This window comes from Streptomyces sp. NPDC052687 (genome assembly GCF_040678395.1).
GTDB lineage: Bacteria > Actinomycetota > Actinomycetes > Streptomycetales > Streptomycetaceae > Streptomyces.
Genome location: NZ_JBFATR010000057.1, coordinates 20,152 through 42,217, shown reverse-complemented (window position 1 = coordinate 42,217; position 22,066 = coordinate 20,152). Strand labels below are relative to the sequence as shown.

The 22,066-nt window shown below is 72.2% G+C and carries 15 protein-coding genes; 7 read left to right on the top strand and 8 right to left on the bottom strand.

Features of this window, described 5'->3' with window-relative positions:
* Positions 1–360 precede the first annotated feature (360 nt).
* The 4 genes from AB0K92_RS29835 (at position 361) to AB0K92_RS29820 (ending at position 7,416) form a co-directional block, all read left to right on the top strand.
* Positions 361–2,283 (top strand): NAD-binding lipoprotein, encoded by a 1,923-nt coding sequence (locus tag AB0K92_RS29835; RefSeq protein ID WP_365927996.1) that lies wholly within the window; start codon positions 361–363, stop codon positions 2,281–2,283.
* Between the two features lie 144 nt (positions 2,284–2,427).
* Entirely contained in the window at positions 2,428–4,542 is a 2,115-nt protein-coding gene (locus AB0K92_RS29830; RefSeq protein ID WP_365927994.1) for an FAD-dependent oxidoreductase, read from the top strand.
* Positions 4,543–5,106: 564 nt separating this feature from the next.
* Positions 5,107–6,177 carry a glycoside hydrolase family 43 protein gene (locus AB0K92_RS29825; RefSeq protein WP_365927992.1) on the top strand — a complete coding sequence of 357 codons (1,071 nt, stop codon included), beginning with the start codon at positions 5,107–5,109 and terminating at the stop codon, positions 6,175–6,177.
* Positions 6,178–6,372: 195 nt separating this feature from the next.
* Entirely contained in the window at positions 6,373–7,416 is a 1,044-nt protein-coding gene (locus tag AB0K92_RS29820; RefSeq protein ID WP_365927990.1) for a LacI family DNA-binding transcriptional regulator, read from the top strand.
* Positions 7,417–7,567: 151 nt separating this feature from the next.
* On the opposite strand, the gene AB0K92_RS29815 is transcribed toward AB0K92_RS29820, so the two are convergent.
* The gene (locus tag AB0K92_RS29815) at positions 7,568–10,918 is read right to left on the bottom strand and encodes a LamG-like jellyroll fold domain-containing protein (protein ID WP_365927988.1); all 3,351 of its coding nucleotides are present in this window, start codon (positions 10,916–10,918) and stop codon (positions 7,568–7,570) included.
* Between the two features lie 846 nt (positions 10,919–11,764).
* Between AB0K92_RS29815 and AB0K92_RS29810 the strand changes: the two genes are divergently transcribed.
* Together AB0K92_RS29810 and AB0K92_RS29805 are read left to right on the top strand one after the other, a co-directional pair.
* Positions 11,765–12,109 (top strand): MerR family transcriptional regulator, encoded by a 345-nt coding sequence (locus tag AB0K92_RS29810; RefSeq protein WP_165996037.1) that lies wholly within the window; start codon positions 11,765–11,767, stop codon positions 12,107–12,109.
* A gap of 208 nt (positions 12,110–12,317) precedes the next feature.
* Entirely contained in the window at positions 12,318–12,677 is a 360-nt protein-coding gene (locus tag AB0K92_RS29805) for a hypothetical protein (RefSeq protein ID WP_165996036.1), read from the top strand.
* Between the two features lie 279 nt (positions 12,678–12,956).
* On the opposite strand, the gene AB0K92_RS29800 is transcribed toward AB0K92_RS29805, so the two are convergent.
* Both AB0K92_RS29800 and AB0K92_RS29795 read right to left on the bottom strand, forming a co-directional pair.
* Entirely contained in the window at positions 12,957–13,160 is a 204-nt protein-coding gene (locus AB0K92_RS29800) for a cold-shock protein (RefSeq protein WP_165996033.1), read from the bottom strand.
* Between the two features lie 389 nt (positions 13,161–13,549).
* The gene (locus tag AB0K92_RS29795; protein WP_365927985.1) at positions 13,550–15,073 is read right to left on the bottom strand and encodes an aldehyde dehydrogenase family protein; all 1,524 of its coding nucleotides are present in this window, start codon (positions 15,071–15,073) and stop codon (positions 13,550–13,552) included.
* 319 nt (positions 15,074–15,392) lie between these two features.
* Here AB0K92_RS29795 and AB0K92_RS29790 point away from each other — a divergent pair, with 319 nt between their 5' ends.
* Positions 15,393–15,569 carry an AAA family ATPase gene (locus AB0K92_RS29790; RefSeq protein WP_365927983.1) on the top strand — a complete coding sequence of 59 codons (177 nt, stop codon included), beginning with the start codon at positions 15,393–15,395 and terminating at the stop codon, positions 15,567–15,569.
* Positions 15,570–15,696: 127 nt separating this feature from the next.
* On the opposite strand, the gene AB0K92_RS29785 is transcribed toward AB0K92_RS29790, so the two are convergent.
* From AB0K92_RS29785 to xylB, 5 genes are all read right to left on the bottom strand, one after another.
* Entirely contained in the window at positions 15,697–17,157 is a 1,461-nt protein-coding gene (locus AB0K92_RS29785; RefSeq protein WP_365927998.1) for a GAF domain-containing protein, read from the bottom strand.
* 232 nt (positions 17,158–17,389) lie between these two features.
* Positions 17,390–17,989 carry a peptidoglycan recognition family protein gene (locus tag AB0K92_RS29780; protein WP_365927981.1) on the bottom strand — a complete coding sequence of 200 codons (600 nt, stop codon included), beginning with the start codon at positions 17,987–17,989 and terminating at the stop codon, positions 17,390–17,392.
* A 50-nt stretch (positions 17,990–18,039) separates the two neighbouring features.
* Entirely contained in the window at positions 18,040–19,059 is a 1,020-nt protein-coding gene (locus tag AB0K92_RS29775; RefSeq protein WP_365927979.1) for an acetamidase/formamidase family protein, read from the bottom strand.
* Positions 19,060–19,275: 216 nt separating this feature from the next.
* The gene (locus AB0K92_RS29770; RefSeq protein WP_365927977.1) at positions 19,276–20,556 is read right to left on the bottom strand and encodes an ROK family transcriptional regulator; all 1,281 of its coding nucleotides are present in this window, start codon (positions 20,554–20,556) and stop codon (positions 19,276–19,278) included.
* A 13-nt stretch (positions 20,557–20,569) separates the two neighbouring features.
* Positions 20,570–22,015 (bottom strand): xylulokinase, encoded by a 1,446-nt coding sequence (xylB, locus tag AB0K92_RS29765; protein WP_365927975.1) that lies wholly within the window; start codon positions 22,013–22,015, stop codon positions 20,570–20,572.
* Between the last annotated feature and the right edge of the window lie 51 nt (positions 22,016–22,066).

Here is a 22,066-nt window from a genome sequence, read left to right as displayed (position 1 = left end):
CCGGCCAGCCGGTCTCTCCCGCCTGGCGGGCCCTCGTCCAGCCGGTTCCTCCCGCCCGGCGGGCCCCCGCCCCACCGGTCCCTCCCGCCCGGCGGCCCCGGCCAGCCGGTCTCTCCCGCCTGGCGGGCCCTCGTCCAGCCGGTTCCTCCCGCCCGGCGGGCCCCCGCCCCACCGGTCCCTCCCGCCCGGCGGGCCCGTGCGCGGAGCGGCGGATCTGCCCGAAGGTGTGAAGCCGACGCGATCCTCGCACCTCCCGGCGCCCGCACCAGCACACTCCTGTGTGGTGGGCGGGCGCTGTGTGGGCACCGGGGGAGGGCGCCGTGCCGGCCCGCACCGGCAGTCGGCGACAGGGGGGACACGATGGCGCCGCAGCGTACTCCGCTCGGAGACAGGCTCCGTTACTGGTTCGACAGCACTCTCACCCGCGGCGCCCCGGCGCTCGTCGGCTGGCTGGCCCTGCTGTGCCTGGCCGTCGTGGTGCCGGCCAGCGCGGTGCTGGTGTGGACCGACCCCGGCGCACCGGCATCCCTCGGCGGCCGTCTGTCCCAGGTGTGGCGGCTCACCGGCGAGACCCTGCGGCTGGGCGGTGCCACCGGCGCACCGCTGCGGGTGGCGCTGTCCGTGCTGCTCGCGCTCGTCGCCCTGCTGTACGTCTCGACGCTCGTCGGCCTGATCACCACCGCCCTGACCGAGCGGCTCATCGCCCTGCGCCGGGGCCGTTCCACCGTCCTGGAACGCGGTCACGCCGTGGTGCTCGGCTGGTCGGAGCAGGTCTTCACGGTGGTGGGCGAACTGGTCGCCGCCCACGCCAACCAGCGGGGCGCGACGGTCGCCGTGCTGGCCGACCGGGACAAGACCGCGATGGAGGAGGAACTGAGCACGAAGGTGGGGCCGTACGGACCCACCCGGGTGATCTGCCGCAGCGGCCCTCCCACCGATCCGGCCGTCCTCGCCCTGACCAACCCGGCCGAGGCCGGTGTCCTCCTCGTCCTGCCGCACGACGCCGCCGACGCCGACGCCCAGGTGGTCAAGACTCTGCTGGCCGTCCGGGGCGCGCTGCCCGACCCCGACACGGGCCCGCCCGTGGTCGCCGCCGTACGCGACGACCACTACCGGTCGGCGGCGGCCCTCGCCGCGGGGCCGAGCGGCACCGTGCTGGAGAGCGACACCATCACGGCCGCGCTGATCGTGCAGGCGGCCCGCCGCCCCGGCATCTCCCTCGTCCACCGCGAACTCCTCGACTTCGCCGGCGACGAGTTCTACCTGACCTCCGAACCCACCCTCATCGGACGGCCGTTCGGCGACGCGCTGCTGGCGTACACGACCTCCAGCGTCGTCGGACTGGTACGGGGAGCCGTCCCCCTGCTCAGCCCGCCACCGCAGACCCCGATCGGCCCCGGCGACCAGCTCGTCGTCATCTCCCGCGACGACGACACCGTCCGCCTGGACGACTGCGCGCACCTGGTGGACGAGGCCGCGTGGGCCCCTGCCCAGCCGCCGCCCGCGCGGCCGGAACGCCTGCTCCTGCTCGGCTGGAACCGCCGCGCACCCCTGATCATCGACCAGTTGCGCCGCTGCGCCCGGCCCGGCTCGGCCGTCGACGTCGTCGCGGAGGCCGGAGAGGTCACCGGCCGGCAGGTCGGCGACGCCGACACCCAGGCCGGCGCCGGCCTGACCGTGACCTTGCGGCGGGGTGACGTCACCCGCCCCGGCACACTGGACGGCCTGGAGATCGCCTCCTACGACAGCGTGATCGTGCTCGGCCGGGACCCCGACCCCGATCCCGGTCCCGGCCCCGGCCACCGCCGTGCGGCGGACGAACCCGACCTGCGCACCCTCGTGACCCTGCTGCTCCTGCGCCGCCTGGAACGGACCACCGGACGCGAACTGCCCGTCGTCACCGAGCTGATCGACGACCGCAACCGGCCGCTGGCACCCCTCGGCCCCGGAGCCGACGTGATCATCAGCGGCAAGCTCATCGGTCTGCTGATGGCGCAGATCTCCCAGAACCGGCACCTGGCGGCGGTGTTCGAGGAACTCCTCTCCGCCGAGGGCAGCGGGGTCCGGCTCCGGCCCGCGTCCGACTACGTCCGCCCGGACCAGGAGACGGCCTACGCCACGGTCGTGGCCGCGGCACGGCAGCGCGGCGAGTGCGCCATCGGCTACCGCGCCCACGCCGACGCGTCCACGGCGCCGTCCCACGGCATCCGCATCAACCCGCCCAAGACCGAGCGGCGCCGCTGGAGCGCGCGGGACGAAGTGGTGGTCGTGGGGAAGGAGTGACGACGGTCGCGAGCCGCGAACGCGCGAGCCCCGCGCTGATCGTCAAGCAAGGCGGACGGCTCAGTCACCGGTCGAGTGGTTTACCGTTCCCGTCCGCGTGAAGGCCCTTCGCCGCTGCGGCCGCGATGCCAAGAGTGGTGCGCGATGAGCACACATGACATCACCGCCCAGGACGTGACCGTTTCCACCGACCCCGCCGATTCCGCCGACCCTGCCGATTCCGCCGGCGACCTCGCGCCCACCGCGGTCACCGCGGCGGTCGCCACGCCGCCCGCGGACGCGCCGAACGAGGACATCTCCGCCCCCGGCACGCGTCCCTCGCGGCGCACCCTCGTCACGGCCGCCGGCGCCACGGCCCTCGCCGCCGGACTCACCGCCGCCTCCGCCGCCCCCGCGACCGCGCTGAGTCCCGCCCCGGCACCCGCCCCGGCGCCCGCGCCCGCGGCGGCCCCGGACGCCGCGCCGCCCGGCATCGGCGAGGACGCGTACACCACCGTGGCCCGCGCCATCGTCGTCCACGACGAGCACGACCAGCCACTCGTCCCCGCCTACCTCAGGGCCGTCGAGAACGGCCTGCCGCCCCGGCGGGGGAGAGGGACGAAACGCGTCCTCGTCGTCGGGGCCGGACCGGCCGGACTGCTCGCCGCCGACCTGCTGAACCGGGCCGGCCACGACGTGGTGGTGATCGAGGCCAACGGCAACCGGGTCGGCGGCCGTATCAAGACGTTCCGCAAGGGCGGCCACGAGAACGGGGCCCAGCCCTTCGCCGACCCCCGGCAGTACGCCGAGGGCGGGGCCATGCGGCTGCCCGAGAGCCATCCGCTGCTCATGGCCCTGCTGGAGAAGTTCGACCTGCCGCGTCAGGAGTTCCTCCTGGTCGACGTGGAGGTCGACAACCCGACGCGGCGCGCCAACCGCACCTGGATCCACGTCAACGGCGTCCACGTGCGCCGCGCCGACTACGAGAAGAACCCCGAGAAGGTCAACGACACCTTCGGCGTCACCGGCCCCAACCGCACCAGGACCGCCGCCGCCATCCTCGCGGACGCCCTCGAACCCGCGCACCGGCTCATCCGGGGCAAGGAGGGAACCGCCCTCGTCGACGGCTGGGCCGAGGTCCTCAAGAGGTACGGCCACTGGTCCATGTACCGCTACCTCACCGAGGTCGCCGGGCTGGACACCAGGACCATCGACCTCGTCGGCACCATCCAGAACCTCACCTCCCGGCTCCACCTCTCCTTCCTGCACAGCTTCCTGTCCAGCGCGCTGATCGACCCCAGGACCCGCTTCTGGGAGATCAAGGGCGGCACGGCCAAGCTCGTCGACGCCCTGTACGAGCCCGTGAAGGGCAAGGTACGGCTCGACCGGCGCGCCGTACGCATCGAACGCGACGGCCGCAAGGTGCGGGTGCACACGGTGTCCGAGGACTGCCAGACCGGCCACGGGGGCGTCACGGAGGTCTTCGAGGGCGACGAGGCGATCATCACCGTCCCCTTCTCCGGACTGCGCCACGTCGCCTTCGACCCGCCGCTGAGCTACGGCAAGCGCCGGGCCATCACGGAACTGCACTACGACGCCGCCACCAAGGTGCTGCTCGAGTTCTCCCGGCGCTGGTGGGAGTTCACCGAGGAGCAGTGGAAACAGGCGCTCGACTCCATCGAGGACGGCCTGTACGAGAAGTACCGCGCGGGCCGCGTCACCGACGGCCGCTACCTCGGCGCCCACCAGTCCGTCAAAGCCCTGGGAGTCACCGTCCCCGAGGACTACAAGTCCTGCTTCTCCGCCTTCCGGCCCGCCGCGAACGACGACCCGGAGGCCGCACACGTGCGCGGTGGCGGCTCGGTGAGCGACAACGCCAACCGCTTCATGTACTTCGAGCACGCCCACCCCATGGAAGGCAGCGACGGCGGCATCATGCTCGCCTCCTACAGCTGGGCCGACGACGCCCTCAAGTGGGACGCGTACGCCGACGAGGAGCGCTACCTGCGCGCCCTCGCCGGGGTGCAGGCGGTCTTCGGCCGCCGCTGCGAGGTCTTCTTCACCACCAAGTGCAAGACCCAGTCATGGATGCGGGACCACTACGCCTACGGTGAGGCGTCCGTCCTCTTCCCCGGCCAGCACGCGGAGCTCTTCCCGGACATCCCCACCTCCGAGGGCCCCCTGCACTTCGCAGGCGACCACACCTCCATCAAGCCCGCCTGGATCGAGGGCGCCCTCGAATCCGCGGTCCGCACCGCCCTGAAGGTCCACACGGGCTGACCACCGACCCGGACGACCCCGTGCGGCATCCCCGTCAGTCCTGAAGGTCCACACGGACTGACCACCGACCCGGACGACCCCGTGCGGCATCCCCGTCAGTGGGGTGCCGCACGGGGCTCGTCCGGCAGGAGGAAGCACCGCGACGCCGTGCGGGACGCCCTGCTCCGCGGCCCCGACGCGCCGGCCTCCGGGCGGCCAGCCGCCGAAGTCGTCCCCGGCAGCGCGAGGCCCGGACGCCTCGCCTTCCTCCTCACCGGCCAGGGCAGCCAACACATCGCCACGCGCAGCGAGTTGTGCACCACACTTCGGGGGACCGAGCGCACTCATCGCCGGCGCGGACGACCGACGACCGCACGAGCCGTTGACACGCTCACCGCTCACCGCGAAGCTGTGAGACGGTCCTTGCATCGATGCGCATCGATGTGCATCGACGCTGGTACCTAGCCCGGCGGCCAGGATCGCTCCCCCCACCACCTCCGACGCGGTCCCGGCCGGACGCCGTCCCCACGCCGCCGCCTCGCGTCGGCGCGGCGTCGAAGCGGAGGCCGACCATGGAACGGGGCCATGAACCCACCTCGCACTCCGCGGAGCGCTGTCGCTCTGCTCCTGGCGGGCGTGCTCGCCGCCGCGCTGTCCCTGCTGTCCGCCGAACCCGCCCAGGCCGGCCGGACGGGCCTGCGGGCCGCCGATCCGAGCGTGCTGCGGGTCGGCGGAACCTACATCTCGGTGCAGTCCGTCGGCGACGGCATCGCTGTGCGGCAGGCCTCCTCGACGGACGCGCTCGCCTCGGCGCCCGCCCGCCGGGTCTGGTCGGACACGGGCAACCTCGGTGAGGTCTGGGCCCCGGAGATCGTGCGCGACACGGGCCGCTACTACATCTACTTCACCGCCGGGCGCGGACCGGCCCACCGGATGTACGTCATCAGCTCCGCCACCCCGGACAGCGGATACACCGCCGCCACGAAACTGGCCCTGCCGGACGACAAGTGGGCCATCGACGGCACCCTGTTCACCTTCAACGGGCAGCGCTGGTTCGTCTGGTCCGGGTGGGCCGGTGACACCAACGTCGAGCAGAACCTCTACATCGCCCGGATGAGCAGCCCGACGACGTCCACCGGCGCACGGTACGTCATCTCCCAGCCACGCGAGCCCTGGGAGCGGGTGGTGGGCGACCCGTTCATCAACGAGGGCCCCGAACCCATCAAGGACCCGAACGGGCAACTGCACATCGTGTACTCGGCCAACGGCAGCTGGAGCGATCAGTATTGCCTGGCCGACCTGCGGCTGCGGGCCGGCGGCGACCCGACGTACGTATGGGACTGGTACAAGTCCAACGGCTGCCTCTTCGGCTCCCACCGCGCCACGATGATGTCCGGCTGGGACCCCACCCTGTACGTCGACGGGCCCGGACACCACAGCTTCGTGCTCCTCGACGGCGACATCGGCACGAGCCCGCCCGCCGGTCCGCGGTTCCCCCTCATGTTCCACGCGGTGCCCAAGGGGACGCCGTACACGTGGGACAACCGGTACTGGTACACCGGCACGTTCGCCTGGTGGGGCAACACCACCTACAGCCGCGCCAACGTCCCGGGCGCGCCCACGAACACCGGGTGGAGCCTCAAATTTTTCGAGTAGCCGCGTGTCCGTCGCCTCGGCGGGCCGCGTCGATGCCGCGTCGATGCCGGTCCCGCCGTACCGCCGCCTTGTCAGCGTGACGAGAGGGATATATAACGTTTCAAATCAGGCGTGCACCGGCTCGGCCAACGGCTCGCAGTGACGGCACCCGACCCGCGCCGGCCGCCCGAGTCGGGCCGGCCAGGAAGGACGGACGTGCGGGTCAGCCTCAAGGACGTCGCGGAGCACGCGGGGGTCTCCATCAAGACCGTCTCCAACGTGGTGAACAACTACCGGCACGTCACCCCCGCCATGCGCGAGCGCGTCCAGCGGTCCATCGACGCCCTCGGCTACCGGCCCAACCTGACCGCCCGGCACCTGCGCAAGGGCCGCACCGGCATCATCGCGCTCGCCCTGCCCGAACTGGGCAACCCGTACTTCGCCGAACTCGCCGCCACCGTCATCGACGCGGCCGCCGAGCACGACTACATCGTGCTGCTCGACCACACCGGCGGACGGCGTGAACAGGAGGTGCTGGTCAGCCGGGGCTTCCGGGCCCGCGTCATCGACGGGCTCATCCTCAGCCCCATCGAGCTGGAGCCCGACGACCTGCGTGACCGCACCGGGAACGTGCCGCTGGTCCTGCTCGGGGAACGGGAGTATGACCTGCCGTACGACCACATCGCCATCGACAACGTCGCCGCCGCCCGTGCCGCGGTCCGGCACCTGATCGGCCTCGGGCGCCGTGAGGTGGCCTTCATCGGTGCCCGGCGCGGCCGGAGCGAACCGGCGCAGCTGCGCGTGCGCGGCTGGCGCGAGGAACTGACCGCGGCCGGTCTGTCCGCCGACGACGGGCTCGTCGCCGCCACCGACGGATGGGGGCACGCGGACGGCGCGGCGGCCATGACGCGCATCCTGGAGACCGGACGGCGTCCCGACGCCGTGTTCGCCTACAACGACCCCATGGCCATCGGGGCGATGCGCGTGCTGCACGAGTGGGGACTGCGCGTGCCCGAGGACGTCGCGGTCGTCGGCTTCGACGACGTGGTGGAGGGACGCTTCGGTGCCGTGACGCTCACCTCGATCTCACCGGACAAGAGTGCCATCGGCCGCCTCGCGGTGGAGTCCGTGCTGGCCCGGCTCGGCGGCGAGGCTCCCGAACCGCGGCGCGTGTGGGCGGACTACCGGCTGGTCGAGCGGGAGAGCACGCTCGGCCGCGCGGCCGGCGAAGGCGCGAACGGCGAAGGCGCGAACGGCTGAGTCGGACGTCGGGGACGCGTTCGACGCGGGGCGGGTCGACCTCCTCGCCGTCGACCGGACTTCCGATACGGCGGCCCCGCAGCCCGCTGCCGCGAAGTCCCGGCGGTGTGCCGAGGCGCACCGCCGGGACCGTCCTGCGACGCCGCCGCGACTACGGCTTCTGCCGCGCGTGGAGCGCGCTCACCTCCTCGGCGGTGAGTGCCCGGTCGTAGGCCTGGACCTCGTCGACGGCGCCGTTCCAGAAGTCCGTGTCCGTGCCGTCCCACTGGGCGCGGCCGACGGCCAGGGGGCCGGTGCCGACGTAGTTCGGTCCGGCGGTCGCGGTCGCCGCCCGCTCGCCGTCGACGTACAGCGTGATCTCACCGGTCGAGCCGTCCCGCACCCCGACCAGGTGGTACCAGCGGCCCTTCTCCGGGGTCGTCACCAGCCGGGCGCGGTGCCCGCCGGGTGTGCTGAAGGCGAAGGCGCCCTGGCCGTACTGGAGGTAGAAGGGGCTCGCCTGACGTCTGCCGTCCTGGCTGACGGCGGTGGCGTAGTTGCCGGGGAGGCCGTCGAGCCGCACCCAGGCGGAGACGGAGTAGCTGCCGGTGGTGTCGAGGACGGGCCCGTCGGTCTCGGCGTGCGCTCCCCGGCCGTCGAACTTCAGGGCGCTGCCGCGCACACCGGGCGTCCAAGTGGTCCCCTCGGTGAGCGTCAGGGACTTGGCGTTCGGGCCGTCGTCCCTCGCGGTGGTGCCCGTGCCCTCGTCGAGGGCCCATCGCCCGCCGCCCTTCAGCTCCCGCCGCTCGCCCGCGGCGGCACCGGCGGCGATGACCCGCAGGTTGACGTCACGGATCCGGACCGGGTCGACCTTGATCACCCGACGGTCGTAGGTGTAGAGGCCGTTGAGTTCGTTCTCCAGGTCGGTGATCTGGGTGTAGACCGAACCGGACAGCTCGTGGGCGGCCTGGTCGAGGTAGTACTTCTCGGTGTTCTCCACGTACTTGCGGGTCAGCGCGTCCTTGTCGGCGACGCCGCTGTAGATGACGGTCGGGGCGCCCGGCCACACGTGTCCCGGCGTGGGGAGGGTGAAGCCGCCGTGCTCGCCGTCCATGGCGGCCCGGTGGTCGGGGAACGGCGGGTCGGTGTTGCCGTAGTCGTGGTGGTCGATGATGTCGCCCTTGCCCGAGTCGCCCTTGGAGTTGCAGCAGTTGACACCGCTGTGGGCGTTGACGACGCGGGACGGGTCGGCGGCCTTGACGGCCTCGGCGATACGGCCGCTCTCCTCGCGGTCCCACTCGCCCCAGCCCTCGTTGAACACGATCCAGCCGATCACGGAGGGCGCGTTGTGATGCTCCCGCACCACCTCCATGCCCTGGTCGACGAAGGCCGTGCGGCCCTGGTCGGTGGGCAGGTCGCCGGAGACGAAGTCCTGCCAGACGAGCAGGCCGAGCCGGTCCGCGTGGTAGAACCACCGCGCGGGCTCCACCTTGATGTGCTTGCGGACGGCGTTGAAGCCCAGCTCCTTGTGGGCTTTCAGGTCGAAGGCGAGGGCTTCGTCGCTCGGCGCCGTGTAGAGGCCGTCGGGCCAGAAGCCCTGGTCGAGCGTGGCGAGCGAGAAGACCGGCTTGTCGTTGAGCACCAGCTTCCGGTACCCGCCGACGTTCTCGACGCCGATCTTCCGCATGCCGAAGTAGCTGTCGATCCGGTCCCTCGACCTGCCGTCGGTGAGCGTGACGTCGAGGTCGTACAGGTAGGGGTCGTCCGGGGTCCACAGGTGCTGCTTCGCCACGGGCAGGCGCAGCCGCTCGCCGGCCGGTCCGCTGACTCTGCCGACGACCTTGCCGCGCCGGTCACGGGCGACCGCCTCCACCCGTGCCTTCGAGGAGGCGCCGCCGGACTCGACGGTCACCGCCACACTGCTCGTGTCGATGTCGGGCGTGATGACTACGTTGTCAATCGACGTGTCGGCGACGGGTTCCATCCAGACCGTCTGCCAGATGCCCGAGGACTGGGTGTAGAAGATGCCGCTCGGGTGGGTGGACTGCTTGCCCTTCGGCTGGTCGGCGCCGCCGGTGTCGGTGACGGCGACCACCACCTCCTGCGGCCCGGAGCCCTTCAGCGCGTCGGTGATGTCGGCGCTGAACGCGTCGTACCCGCCGGTGTGTTCGGCGACCTTCTCGCCGTTCACCCAGACCCGGGCCCGGTAGTCGACGGCGCCGAAGTGGAGCTTGAGCCGGTTGCCCTCACCGCCCTTGCCGATCCTCCAGTTCCTCGGCACGTCGATGAGCCTGCGGTAGAACATGTGGTCCTCGTGCCGCTCCAGCCCGGACAGCTGCGACTCGACCGGGAACGGCACGACGATCCGCTCGTCGAGGTCCTTGCCGAAGACCGGCTGCTCGCCCGCTTCGGCGGCGCTGAACTGCCAGGGCCCGTTGAGGTTCTTCCACTTCGCACGCACCTGCTGCGGCCGTGGGTACTCCGGCAGCGGGTTGTTCTCGTCGAGCTTGTCGCCCCAGGGGGTGGTGAGCCGGTGGGTGGAGGCGTTCTGCGCGTAGCGGACGATCTTCGGCACGCTCTCGCCGCCGGCCGTCAGACCGCCCTGACCGTCGTACGACACGCGGACCTGCTGGTTCTTCTGGATGGGCTCCGCGAGCGTGATGAGCAGGGACGCGGGGTCGCCGGCGGCGACCGTGACCGAGGCGACCGGCATGGCCACCGAGTCGGCTTCGATCTTCAGGTGGTCCTTGACCGCCTGGACGCCGCCGACCTCCTTCTCGAACCGGGCCCGCAGCCGCCGGCCGTCCTCGGCGACGGACAGTTCCACCGGGTAGACCTCGAAGCCGTCCGGCGGTGTGAACGCGGACATGGGCACCGGCTGCTTGGGCATCGTGGGCGTCGACCAGCGCAGCTTCATGCTGGCCCCGCCGGTGTCCTGGAACATCTCCAGGCGGAAGTCGTGCTTCTCCCCGGCGGTGAGCCGGACCGGCTCGCTGGTCTGCTCGTTGTCCCAGTCCGGCACCCAGTGGTCGATGACCGGCTCGCCGTCGATGAAGAGCCGGAAGCCGTTGTCGCCGATGGCGTGGAACGTGTACTCGCCGGTGGCCGGCGCCTCGATCCGGCCGGTCCAGCGGGCGGTGGTGTGCTCGGAGCGGCCGGTCAGCTCCTGGAACGTGCCGGTCAGCCCGGAGAAGTCGATCTGCGGGTCGAGCACGGTGCCCCCGAGCTTCGCGAAGTCCCGCGCGCCGGGTGCCGACATGCTGAAGTACTCGCCCTTGAGGCCGTGTACCTCGACGGCGGCCCGGCCGGCCGGTAACGCGGACGTGCTGCCGGCCGTCTCGGTGGCAGGAGCGGTGGCCGAAGCAGTGTTCGAAGTGGCGTTCGAAGCGATGGTCGTTTCGGCCGTCCTGGTCGTCTCGGCGGCCGACGCGGTGGACGTCAGACCGGTCGTGGGCAACGTCAGGGCCGCCGCGGTGAGCAGCGCCCAGACTCCGGCTCGTGGGCGGGTATGTCGTCTCGTCATCGAACCTTCCTCGCACGAAGGGCTGGGACCGGTCCTGCCGACAGACGGCGGCGGTGAGAGCGCCGGTCGCGTCCGGAACATCCGGGTGTGGTACCGGTCAGCGGCTCTTTCAACGATGTAAATCTCGGGACAGCGGAATGACAGCATGCCGTTCGACAGCTGTCCAGACCTCGCGCACCGCTCGGCTGATCCTCCGTCAGCGCGAGCAGTGGCTGCGGCTCGGCTGCTGTTGGCCACCTGCGGCGCGGCTGCTGTTGGCCACCTGCGGCTCGGCGGCGCGCGCCCCATTGGCCGATGGAGCAAGATGCTGGGGCGGTTATGGCAGCGGGCGACTGGCTGGACGGACGCCACCTGGTCGTTCCGGGAGTCGCCCTCTTCGAACGCGTGTGCCGCAGAATCCCTTGCTTAGGGCAAGGAGAAAATCTGTCGCGGCGACGGTAGACATTGGCTCGCCGTGGGATTACGGTTTCGGTGTACTCAGGAAGTCGACGTGGCGCGGCAGACACGGACTGCCGCGCAAGCAGGTGAAGCAGGACACGGCCCCTCCGGGGGATCGTGAGCAGTACCCGCGGTATCCAGCAGTACAAGTAAGTCCGTAACCGAAAGTAAGGAGCCGAACGCCATCAGGATCGCCCGGGAGAGGCCACAGTCCACCCGGGTACCGCAGGCCCCGGATTGGAAGGTGGTCCACGGTCACGCATCCGCGATCCCCGCAGCCTCGCCCTTCTGGGAGCCTGCGGACACAGAAGGCCGGCGCAGTCTGCCGGTAGATGGTGTTGAAAGCTCGGGGCCCGGGTGCCGGTACGGCACCCGGGCCCCCCGACGCGTCCCCGGAAGAAGAGGTCTATGCCCCCTGGCACACCCCGTCCCGTCGACAACCTCGACGACGACGACTACCCCGCCTACACCATGGGCCGGGCCGCCGAGATGCTCGGCACCACCCCCGCCTTCCTCCGCGCCCTGGGCGAACACCGACTGATCACCCCGCTGCGCTCGCAAGGCGGCCATCGCCGCTACTCCCGCTACCAACTGCGCATCGCCGCCCGCGCCCGCGAACTCGTCGACCAAGGCACCCCCATCGAGGCCGCCTGCCGCATCATCATCCTTGAGGACCAGCTCGAAGAGGCCCAGCGCATCAACGAACGACTGCGCGCGGAAAGCCGCGAGACACGGTCGAAGTCCTCGGCCTGACGACGAGGCGCCCCGAGGTGGCCCGACCGCCGGGCGCGGACAAGGCCCGGCGGCACAGGCCCGCGCAGTGGCCGGCTCGCACCGGCCGTCAGCCTGCGGCTGTCTGGCGGCGTTCTCGATCCGCAGTGGCATCGGCTCGACTGCGGTCTGCCTCGAAAGCGGGACCGCCCGAGCAGCCCGGTCCGGCCGGTGCATAGAATGCGATCTCATGCCGAAGCCTGACGAGCTGATCATCGACATCGCGGCCCAAGTGGAGTCCGGGCAGAGCAATCAGATGTCCCTGACCGTGGTGACCAGCGGAGCTGTCATCACCGGTCGCCTGGCTCCCGAAGCGGTGTGGAGGAAGAGGGTCGCGGAGGTGCTGACGGACTCCGCCGACCTGAGCGAGTTCGCCGCCGTCTTCGACACCCCCGAGAAGAAGGACGGACCGCCCACACATCTGCACTTCCATGTCGCCCGGATCCTGCAGGGCACGGTCGGGATCCCGGAGACGGGCGGGATGTACCGCGTCGCGATCGAGGACGTCAGCGCGTGGACCGTGGGCGACTTCAGCTATTCCGACCACTGATCCACCACGCGGTTGTCGCAGCGATGAGCGGCACGGGAATGGGGAAATGCCGCCGCCATCGCGAATGTGAAAGCGAATACGGCAGGCAGAAGTCTGTGCAGTGCAGGCGCTGACATGGACGAAGAAATGCATCCATAATCCAGACGCGGGCCCTTGTGCGGGGCGCCGCGGATTCCTCGGGTCGTCGTCCGCCACGGTCGAAGCCATGGCGGGGAACGCGAATAGCTGGGACCCGCACCCCGAGGGGTGCGGGTCCCAGCTACAGAGTGCGCGTCAGCGTCAGGCGGGAACGATGTTCTCGGCCGTCGGGCCCTTCTGGCCCTGCGCGATGTCGAAGCTCACCTTCTGGCCTTCGAGCAGCTCGCGGAAGCCCGAGGCGACGATGTTCGAGTAGTGGGCGAACACGTCGGCGCCGCCACCGTCCTGCTCGATGAAGCCGAAGCCCTTTTCCGCGTTGAACCACTTCACGGTGCCAGTAGCCATGTCAATTCTCCTTCAGGGGGCAGTGCATCGGGGTCCGCACTGCGCGGACCTCCGTGTCGCCGCGATGATCACCCCGTCCGGAAAAGACCGGCGATACAAAAGCGCTCCCAGCGGCTCGGAAGCCGTCTGGACAGCGCTTGAAGTTTCGGGAACCACAACTGCAACTGACATCGACAGTAGCATGCTGAGGCGGTTCGCGTGGGGTGAAGAAGCCCACTCTGTAGAAACCTCGGTTCGCGGCCACAGATTTCGTTTATCCGAAGCGCAACGTTTTTCGGAACGGGCGCAGCCTGTCTGCCGGCCCTGCGCTTTGCGGGCGCCCACGAGGGCGCATGCCGGGTGACTGCCCAACCACCCAACTGCCCAGGTCAGGCGCCCTCGCGCCGCGTCTAGAAGAAGCCCAGTTTCCGCGGCGAGTAGGAAACCAGGAGGTTCTTCGTCTGCTGGTAGTGCTCCAGCATCATCTTGTGTCCCTCACGGCCTATGCCCGACTGCTTGTAGCCGCCGAACGCGGCGTGTGCCGGGTAGGTGTGGTAGCAGTTCGTCCAGACGCGGCCCGCCTGGATGGCGCGGCCGGCGCGGTAGGCGGTGTTGAGGTCGCGGGTCCACACCCCGGCGCCCAGGCCGTACAGCGTGTCGTTGGCGATCTTCATGGCGTCGTCGAAGTCGTCGAACGACGTCACCGACACCACCGGCCCGAAGATCTCCTCCTGGAAGATCCGCATCCGGTTGTCGCCCTCGAAGATGGTCGGCTGGACGTAATAGCCGCCCTTGAGCTCGCCGTCGAGCTCCAGGCGTTCGCCGCCGGTGAGGACCTTCGCGCCCTCCTGCCGGCCGATGTCGAGGTAGGAGAGGATCTTCGAGAGCTGGTCGCCGGAGGCCTGCGCGCCGATCATCGTGTCCGTGTCGAGCGGGTGCCCGGCCTTGATCTGCTCCGTGCGGGCGATCGCCGCCTCCAGGAAGTCGGGGTAGGCACCGCGCTGGATCAGCCCCCGGGACGGGCAGGTGCACACCTCACCCTGGTTCAGGGCGAACATCGTGAAGCCCTCGAGCGCCTTGTCCCGCAGATCGTCGTCCTTCTCCCAGACGTCGTCGAAGAAGATGTTGGGCGACTTGCCGCCCAGCTCCAGCGTGACCGGCTTCAGGTGCTCCGCCGCGTACTGCATGATCAGCCGCCCCGTCGACGTCTCCCCGGTGAAGGCGACCTTCGCCACCCGCGGGCTGGAGGCCAGCGGCTTGCCCGCCTCCTCGCCGAAACCGTTGACGATGTTCACCACGCCCGGCGGCAGCAGGTCCGCCACCAGACTCAGCCAGTAGTGCACGGACGCCGGGGTCTGCTCGGCGGGCTTGAGGACGACCGCGTTGCCCGCCGCGAGGGCCGGCGCCAGCTTCCAGGCCGCCATCAGGATCGGGAAGTTCCAGGGGATGATCTGCGCCACCACGCCCAGCGGCTCGTGGAAGTGGTACGCCACCGTGTCGTCGTCCAGCTCCGCGATCGAGCCCTCCTGCGCGCGGACCGCGCCCGCGAAGTAGCGGAAGTGGTCGATGGCCAGCGGGATGTCCGCGGCCAGCGTCTCCCGGACCGGCTTGCCGTTCTCCCAGCTCTCGGCGACCGCCAGCTGCTCCAGATGCGCCTCCATCCGGTCGGCGATCTTCAGCAGGATGTCCGAACGCTCGGTCGCCGAGCGGCGTCCCCACGCGGGCGCAGCGGCGTGCGCCGCGTCCAGGGCACGCTCCACGTCCTCCGCGGTCCCTCGCGCCACCTCGGTGAACGGCTGACCGTTGACCGGGCTCGGGTTCTCGAAGTACCGACCGCGGGCCGGCGGCACGTACTCGCCGCCGATGAAGTGGTCGTAGCGCGCCTGGTAGGAGACGATCGCGTCCGGTGTGCCGGGTGCCGCGTAACGGGTCATGCTGGGCCAGCCTCCTGGTGCGGTGCCGCCCGCCGTCGGACGGCTCTCGGATCGGGAGCGTAGGGAGACGGACGTTGCGGCCACGTTGCGTTCGGGGCCTGTCCTTCGAGCATCAGCTCGGCCGCCGGGCGCGGCACTTGTCGATTCAGCCGGGCGAAGCAGCGCATCCGGGCCCTCCGCCAGGTCCATCACCGATCCCATGGCTCACGCGACCGCACCCGCACCCGGTCGCCATGCCGGTCAGGGTCCGTCGCTGAAGCCCGAGCGGGGCTCGACGCCCGGCCGGTGCGCGAAGGGGTGGGTATGGGACAGTCCCGTCATGCTGATCGTGATGGCCGGTCTGCCCGCGGCGGGAAAGAGTTCCGTCGCCGAGGGGCTGGGACGGGCGCTGCCCGCCGCGGTGGTGTCGGTCGATCCTGTCGAGGCGGCGATGTGGCGTGCCGGCGTGGACCGCGGTCAGCCCACGGGCCTGGCGGCCTGCAGTCCGCGAACGTGACGAAGGTTCAGGAGTGTCTGGCCCTGGCAGCACGGCCGCCCTCACGGTCCGCGCTCTGACAACCCCTCCGACCGCACACCCTGCCGCAAGGCAGGGCGGTTCCGACCGCCACAGGAGGTGTTGCCTCTTACGGTGCGAGATCACGCCGGTCCTGACGTCCAGGCCGGTTGCCGCGGAGCAGGCGTACGTCGACCCCCGCCGTGCCGGCCGCCGTCTTGCTCCCCGCCACTTCCTCCGGACCGCATGCCGGCCGGGCGCCTCTGCCGGACGGCCTCTGAGGGCCCGTCGGGCCAGGCGGCGGACCGGGTGGCGGACCGGGCCGCCGGACCGGCTCGGGCGACGGTGCCGCCAGTTCCGCGTCGAGTGCGGCCAGCCTCGCCCGCACCGGCGCCGTCGGCCGCACCGCGGCCAGCGCCCGCCACACGTCCACGTCGTCCTCGCCCCACGGCGCGTGGACCCAGTCGGCGAGCAGGTCGGGGTCGCGGCGGGAGATGAGCGCCGCGCGCAGCCCGTCCGCCAGCCGGTGCCTGAGCCGCACCACCGCCGGGGCCCGGGAGGCGGGCAGCAGCGGCCCGGCGTAGGCCGTGGCGGCCGCGGTCACGGCGCCGGACTCCAGCCGCCGCTCGACCACGGCGACGTCCGACTCGACCCGGACGGTCAGCCGGTACGGCCGCGACGCCAGCAGCCCGTCGCCCAGCATCCGGCGCAGTCGGGCCAGTTCGGCGCGCAGCGTCACCGGCGTCACCGACTCGTCGTCGTACAGCGCCACCAGCAGTTCGTCGCCGGTCAGTCCCTCCGGGTGCCGGGCGAGCAGCACCAGGATCTCGCTGTGCCGGCGGCTCAGCCGGATCCGGCGGCCCCCGGCGAGCAGTGTGGCCTGGTCCCGGCCCAGCGCGGACAACTCCACGGCGTCCCGCGCGGGTGGACCGGGATCGAGCAGCGCCAGCTGGGACTCGGCGGCCCGGGCGACCGCCTGGACGAACGCCAGGCTGTGCGGGTGCGCCAGTCCGTCGCCGCCGGTGATGTCCACGGCGCCGAGCACCCGCCCGGTGCGCGGATCGTGCACCGGTGCCGCCGCGCAGGTCCAGGACTGGACCCGGCGCACGAAGTGCTCCGCCGCGAAGACCTGCACCGGCCGGTCGAGGGCGACCGCCGTGCCCGGGGCGTTGGTCCCCACCGCGCTCTCCGCCCACCGGGCGCCCGGCACGAAGTTCATCCGCCCCGCCTGCCGCCGGGTCGCCGGGTGGCCCTCGACCCACAGCAGCCGGCCGTGCGCGTCGCACACTGCGAGCAGGTGTTCCCCGTCCAGGGCGAACGAGCCCATCAGTTCCCGGCACAGCGGCATCACCCGGGCCAGCGGATGTTCCGCCCGGTAGGCGCCGAGGTCGCCGTCGGTCAGCTCCACGCTCGCGCCGCCGTCCGGTCCGACTCCGGCCCGCGCGGACCGCCGCCACGAGTCGGCGACGACAGACCGCACGGGCCGGGGCACGGTGCCCGCCCGGGTGAACGTCTCGTGCGCGCGACGCAGGATCCGCGCGCGCTCGGCAGGGTCGGCTCCCGGCTCCAGAGCCACCCAGGGATCGGTCACCTCGGCCTCCCGGAAGACGATGTGGCTGGCGTCGTACTGAAGTGCGGTGCGGTGCACTGCGGTCGCCGCGCGGTGGAGCGGCGGGGCCGTGTCGTGATGGGGCGGGCACGGCTCGCAACATCGTCACTCCGGCCGTACGGTCCGACAACCGTTTCGACCGTGCTCACCCGGCTCCGCGCCGTTGGCGGCTGACCGGGCGAGCACGGTCGGCCGCCGACGGCGCGGGCGCGGGTCAGGCGCGGTGGACGAGCCGCATGTACCGTCTCCAGTCCCAGTACGGCCCCGGATCGGTGTGGTCGGAGCCCGGGACCTCGTAGTGCGCGATGATGTGCGCGCGGTCCTTCGGGACGCCGTACTTGTCGCAGATCGACGCGGTGAGCCGGGCCGATCGCTCGTAGAGGGCGTCGGTGAGGTAGCCGGGCTGGTCCACCCACCCCTCGTGTTCGATGCCGATGCTGCGGGTGTTGTAGTCCCAGTTGCCCGCGTGCCAGGCGATGTCGGACTCGCGGACGCACTGCGCGAGACCGCCGTCGGCCGAGCGCACCACGTAGTGCGCGGACACCTGCTTCCTGCGGTTCTGGAAGACGCCCAGGGTGGTCGAGTAGGACGCCTGGGTGACATGGATGACCACGAAGTCGACGGGGTGGCTCGTGGGCCGCTTCGCCGGCGTGTAGTTGGCGGTGTGCGCCGGGTGCCAGACGGCGAGCGGATGGTCGGGGGCCGGGGTCCGCGCGTCGGCCCGCGTCCGGGGCAGCAGCGCGTACGGGACGGCGGCGAGGGCGGCGCCCTGCATGAGCCGTCGCCGGCTGGGGAGCGGTCGTGCCCGTTCCATGGGGGAGTGCCTTTCGAGTGCTCTGCGCGGGCGGTACGGTGCGCGCGGGATCAGCCCCGCAGCGTCGCCGCCGTCTCGCGCAGCCGCGCGTGCAGTCCGCGGTGAGTCTCGCGGGCCGGGAGCCATTCCTTGCGGAGCTTGGCCACGCAGGTGTAGTTCGTGTCGCACACGTTGGCCAGCGGCGATTCCACGGCCTGGGTCGTGAACTGGTAGGCGTCCAGCTCGCTGAACCCGTAGTCGCGGACCAGCCACCGCACCAGGTCCAGCTGGGATATCCGGAACGCGTCCTCCAGCGGACGGGCGGAGCCCGTGGAGATGATGTGGGTGTCCGACTCGATGCGCGGCCACGGTGTGTGCAGCCCCTTGAGGAGCTCGACGATCACCACCGTGTTCATCGCGCACTCGACGGCCACGCCGCAGGTCTCGCCCTCGCCCTGCCGCGCGTGCCCGTCGCCGAGGCTGAGCAGCGCTCCCTCGACGTTCACGCCGAGATAGCAGGTGGCGCCGGCCCGCATCTCCGGCGTGTCCATGTTGCCGCCGTGCGCGTCGGGCACGAGCGCGGAGCGGACCTCCAGGTTGGCCGGGGCCACCCCGACGGTGCCGTGCATCGGATCGAGGGGCAGCTCGATCTCGATGTCACTGTCGTGCGCCCGGAACAGCGCCGTCCGTCGGGTCCGGTCCAGCTGCCAGATCCAGACGGTCTCCGGCAGCGGGGGCTGCAAGGTGGCCGTGGCGGCCGTCGAGGTGAGCGCCCCGAACAGCGGCACGGTCGTCGACGCGGCCCAGTCCCGGGCCGGTTCGATGGACACGAAGTGCACCGCGACCGTGTCCCCGGGCTCGGCGCCCTCGATGTGGAACGGTCCCGTCTGCGGGTTGAGGAACGGGAACTCGCACACCTCGGACACCAGGTCCTTCTCCGAGCGCACCCGCCCGGCGAAGCAGTCCTCCGTGTAGAGGTCGAGCACCGTGCCCGGTGCGATGCGGGCGATGGGCGGCGCGCCGCCGAACGTCCAGGCGTACTCGCCCGGTTCGGGCCGTACCGTCAGAATGCGTGTCTGCTCGCCGGACATGAGCCGTTCCCCCCGCTCGACCGATGGATCACCTGAGTCCTCGCGCTCCGCACACCGCCGTCTTCGCCGGACGGGTGCGGCTCGCGTGATTTACGGTACGGCGCTTCGGTGACAGGCAGAAGGACCCGGCGATCTTCCGTGGACGAGAACGCCGTTGTGGACAACTCGCTCACTCACACGGGTGATTGGCGCGCGGTGGAGGACTTCGCGGCCCGGTCAGGCCCGCCCCGCCACCGCCGCCGGATCGTCCAGCACCCCCCGGACCACCGAGTGAGCGGCCCCCAGCAACGGGCCCTGCGGGCCGAGCCGGGAGACGGACACCGGGCAGGGCGGGCCGGCCGTGCGCCGGGCCAGTTCCGAGCGCAGCGACGGCAGCAGCCAGGGCGCGACTCCCGCCAGCGCACCGCCCAGCACCACGCTCTCCGGGTCCAGCAGGTTGACCGCGCCGGTCAGGGCGATGCCCAGCGCCTCGCCCGCGTCGCGCAGGGCCCGCCGTACGTCCTCGTCGCCGTCCTCGGCGCGCCCGGCCAGCATCCCGACCCGGTCCTCACCGGGCTCCAGGCCCGCCGCCCGCAGCACCGCCTCCTCACCGGCGTACTGCTCCAGGCAGCCGCGTCCGCCGCAGGCGCACTCCGGCCCGTCGGGGCGGACCGGCACATGGCCCAGCTCGCCCGCGAAGCCGCGCGTGCCGCGCAGCAGGCCGCCGCCGACGACGACCGCCGCGCCGATGCCGATCTCGGCCGAGACGTGCAGGAAGTCGGGCGGCGTGCCCTCGCCGAGCCACAGTTCGGCCAGCGCGCCGAGGTTGGCCTCGTTGTCCACGACCAGCCCCGCCTCGAACGGCAGCAGGGCGCCCAGGTCGAGGTCGTGCCAGCCGAGGTTGGGGGCGCGGACGACCGTACGGCCGTCGCGGGCGACGAGACCGGGCACGGCCACGGTGAGACCGGCCGGCCACAGTCCCTCGCCCTCCGCCTCGGCGACGACCTGCCGTACCAGCCCGGCCAGTTCCTCGATCACCGGCTCGGGGGCGCGCCCCCGGTTCGTGCCGTGCCGCACCGCGCGGGCGCGCGTCTCGCCGCGCAGGTCGACCGCGCACACCGCGAGGTGGTCGACGCCGATCTCCGCGCCGATCCCGGCGGGCCCCCGCGCGCTGACCGCGAGCGCGGAGCCCGGCCGGCCGACCCGGCCCGGCCGCTCGGGGCCCAGCTCCTCCAGCAGGCCGGTGCGGATCAGCTCGTCGACGAGCGTCGACACCGCCGCCCGGGTCAGCCCGATGCGCGAGGCGACCGCCGCGCGGGAGAGCGGCCCCTCGGCGCTGACGGTGTGCATCACGCGGGCCAGGTTGCGGCGGCGCATGCCCTGCTGGGTGTCGGGCAGCGCACGCCCGGGGACCGCCGCGTGTGCCTCGTGCGGCGCGCGCCCGGGACCGGTCGCGGGCGCCTCGCGCGGCGCGCGCCCCGGACCGCCCGGGTGGGTCTCGTGCAGCGGTGCGGTCATGCCTGCGTCGTCCTCAGCTGGTCCGTGGGCTCCGCTCCAGCAGCGGGGCCGCGTCGGAGAGTACCCCGGTGATCCTCGCCAGCGTCTCCTCGTCCCGCTCCACCGCCTCCAGCACGGGTCCCCGCGCGGTGTCCCAGCGCCGGGCGACCGCCGCCGCGTCCTCCCCGGTCAGCAGTCCGGCGGCCTGCGCGGCGGCACCGAGCGCGACCAGCTCCCGCGCCTCCGGCACCTGCACAGGACGCCCCGACAGCCGTCGTACGGTCTGCTGCCAGGCCGTGCCGCGGGCGCCGCCGCCGATCAGCAGCAGCGGAGCCGAGGGGTCCGCGTCCGCGTCGAGGACCTGGTCGAGCGCGCCGAGCAGCGCGTGCACGGCCCCGTCGTACGCGGCCTGGAGCAGCTGACCGGCGGTGGTGTCGTGCCGCAGGCCGTGCAGGATCCCCGAGGCGTGCGGCAGGTTCGGGGTGCGCTCGCCGTCCAGGAACGGCAGCAGCGTGGCGGTCGTGCCGGGCTCGACGGCCTCCCGGTCCAGGCCCAGCAGCTGCGCGACGCGGTCCACGGCGAGCGTGCAGTTCAGGGTGCAGGCCAGCGGAAGCCAGTCACCGCGCGCGTCGGCGAAACCGGCGACGATCCCGGTCGGGTCGGCCGGCCGGCGCCGGGACACCGCGTACACCGTGCCCGAGGTGCCGAGGCTCATCACCGGCGTGCCCGGACGCAGCCCGAGGCCCAGCGCGGCGGCGGCGTTGTCACCGGTGCCCGCCGCGACCAGGGTGCCCTTCGAGAACGGCAGGTCGTGACTGTCGCGCACGGTCCCCGCCACCTCGCCCGGCCGCACCAAGCGGGGCAGCAGCGCCGGGTCGAGCCCGACGTGGGCGAGGATGTCGGCGTCGTACGACTCGCTGCCCGACGCCCACCAGCCGGTGCCGGAGGCGTCGCCGCGGTCGGTGGTGCCCTGACCGGTGAGCCGTTCGGTCAGGTAGTCGTGCGGGAGGCGGACCGCCTTGGTCGCGCGGACCGCGTCCGGCTCGTGCTCGGCGAGCCAGGCCCACTTGGTGACGGTGAACGACGCGGTCGGCACGGATCCGGTGCGCTCCGCCCAGAACTTCGCGCCGCCCAGTTCCTCGGCCAGCCGGCGGGCCTGCGGGGCCGACCGCACGTCGTTCCACAGCATCGCCGGGCGTACCGGCTCACCGCGCGCGTCCAGCGTGACCAGGCCGTGCTGCTGTCCGCCGATGGACACCGCGGCGGCCTCGTGGGCGGCGTCACCGCACTGGCGCAGCGCCTCGCACAGCGCGTCCCACCACTGCCGGGGGTCGCTCTCGCGGCCCGCGCCGGAGGAGACGGTGTGCGGCGCCTGGCCGCTCGCCACGACCTGCCCGGTCGCCGCGTCGACGACCAGCGCCTTGGTGGACTGCGTGGACGTGTCCACACCGACGACGAGCGGACCCTCGGCTGCTGACATCGGGGCTCTCCCTCTTCCGCGGCTCAGCGGGGATATGTGGTGGATGGTGAG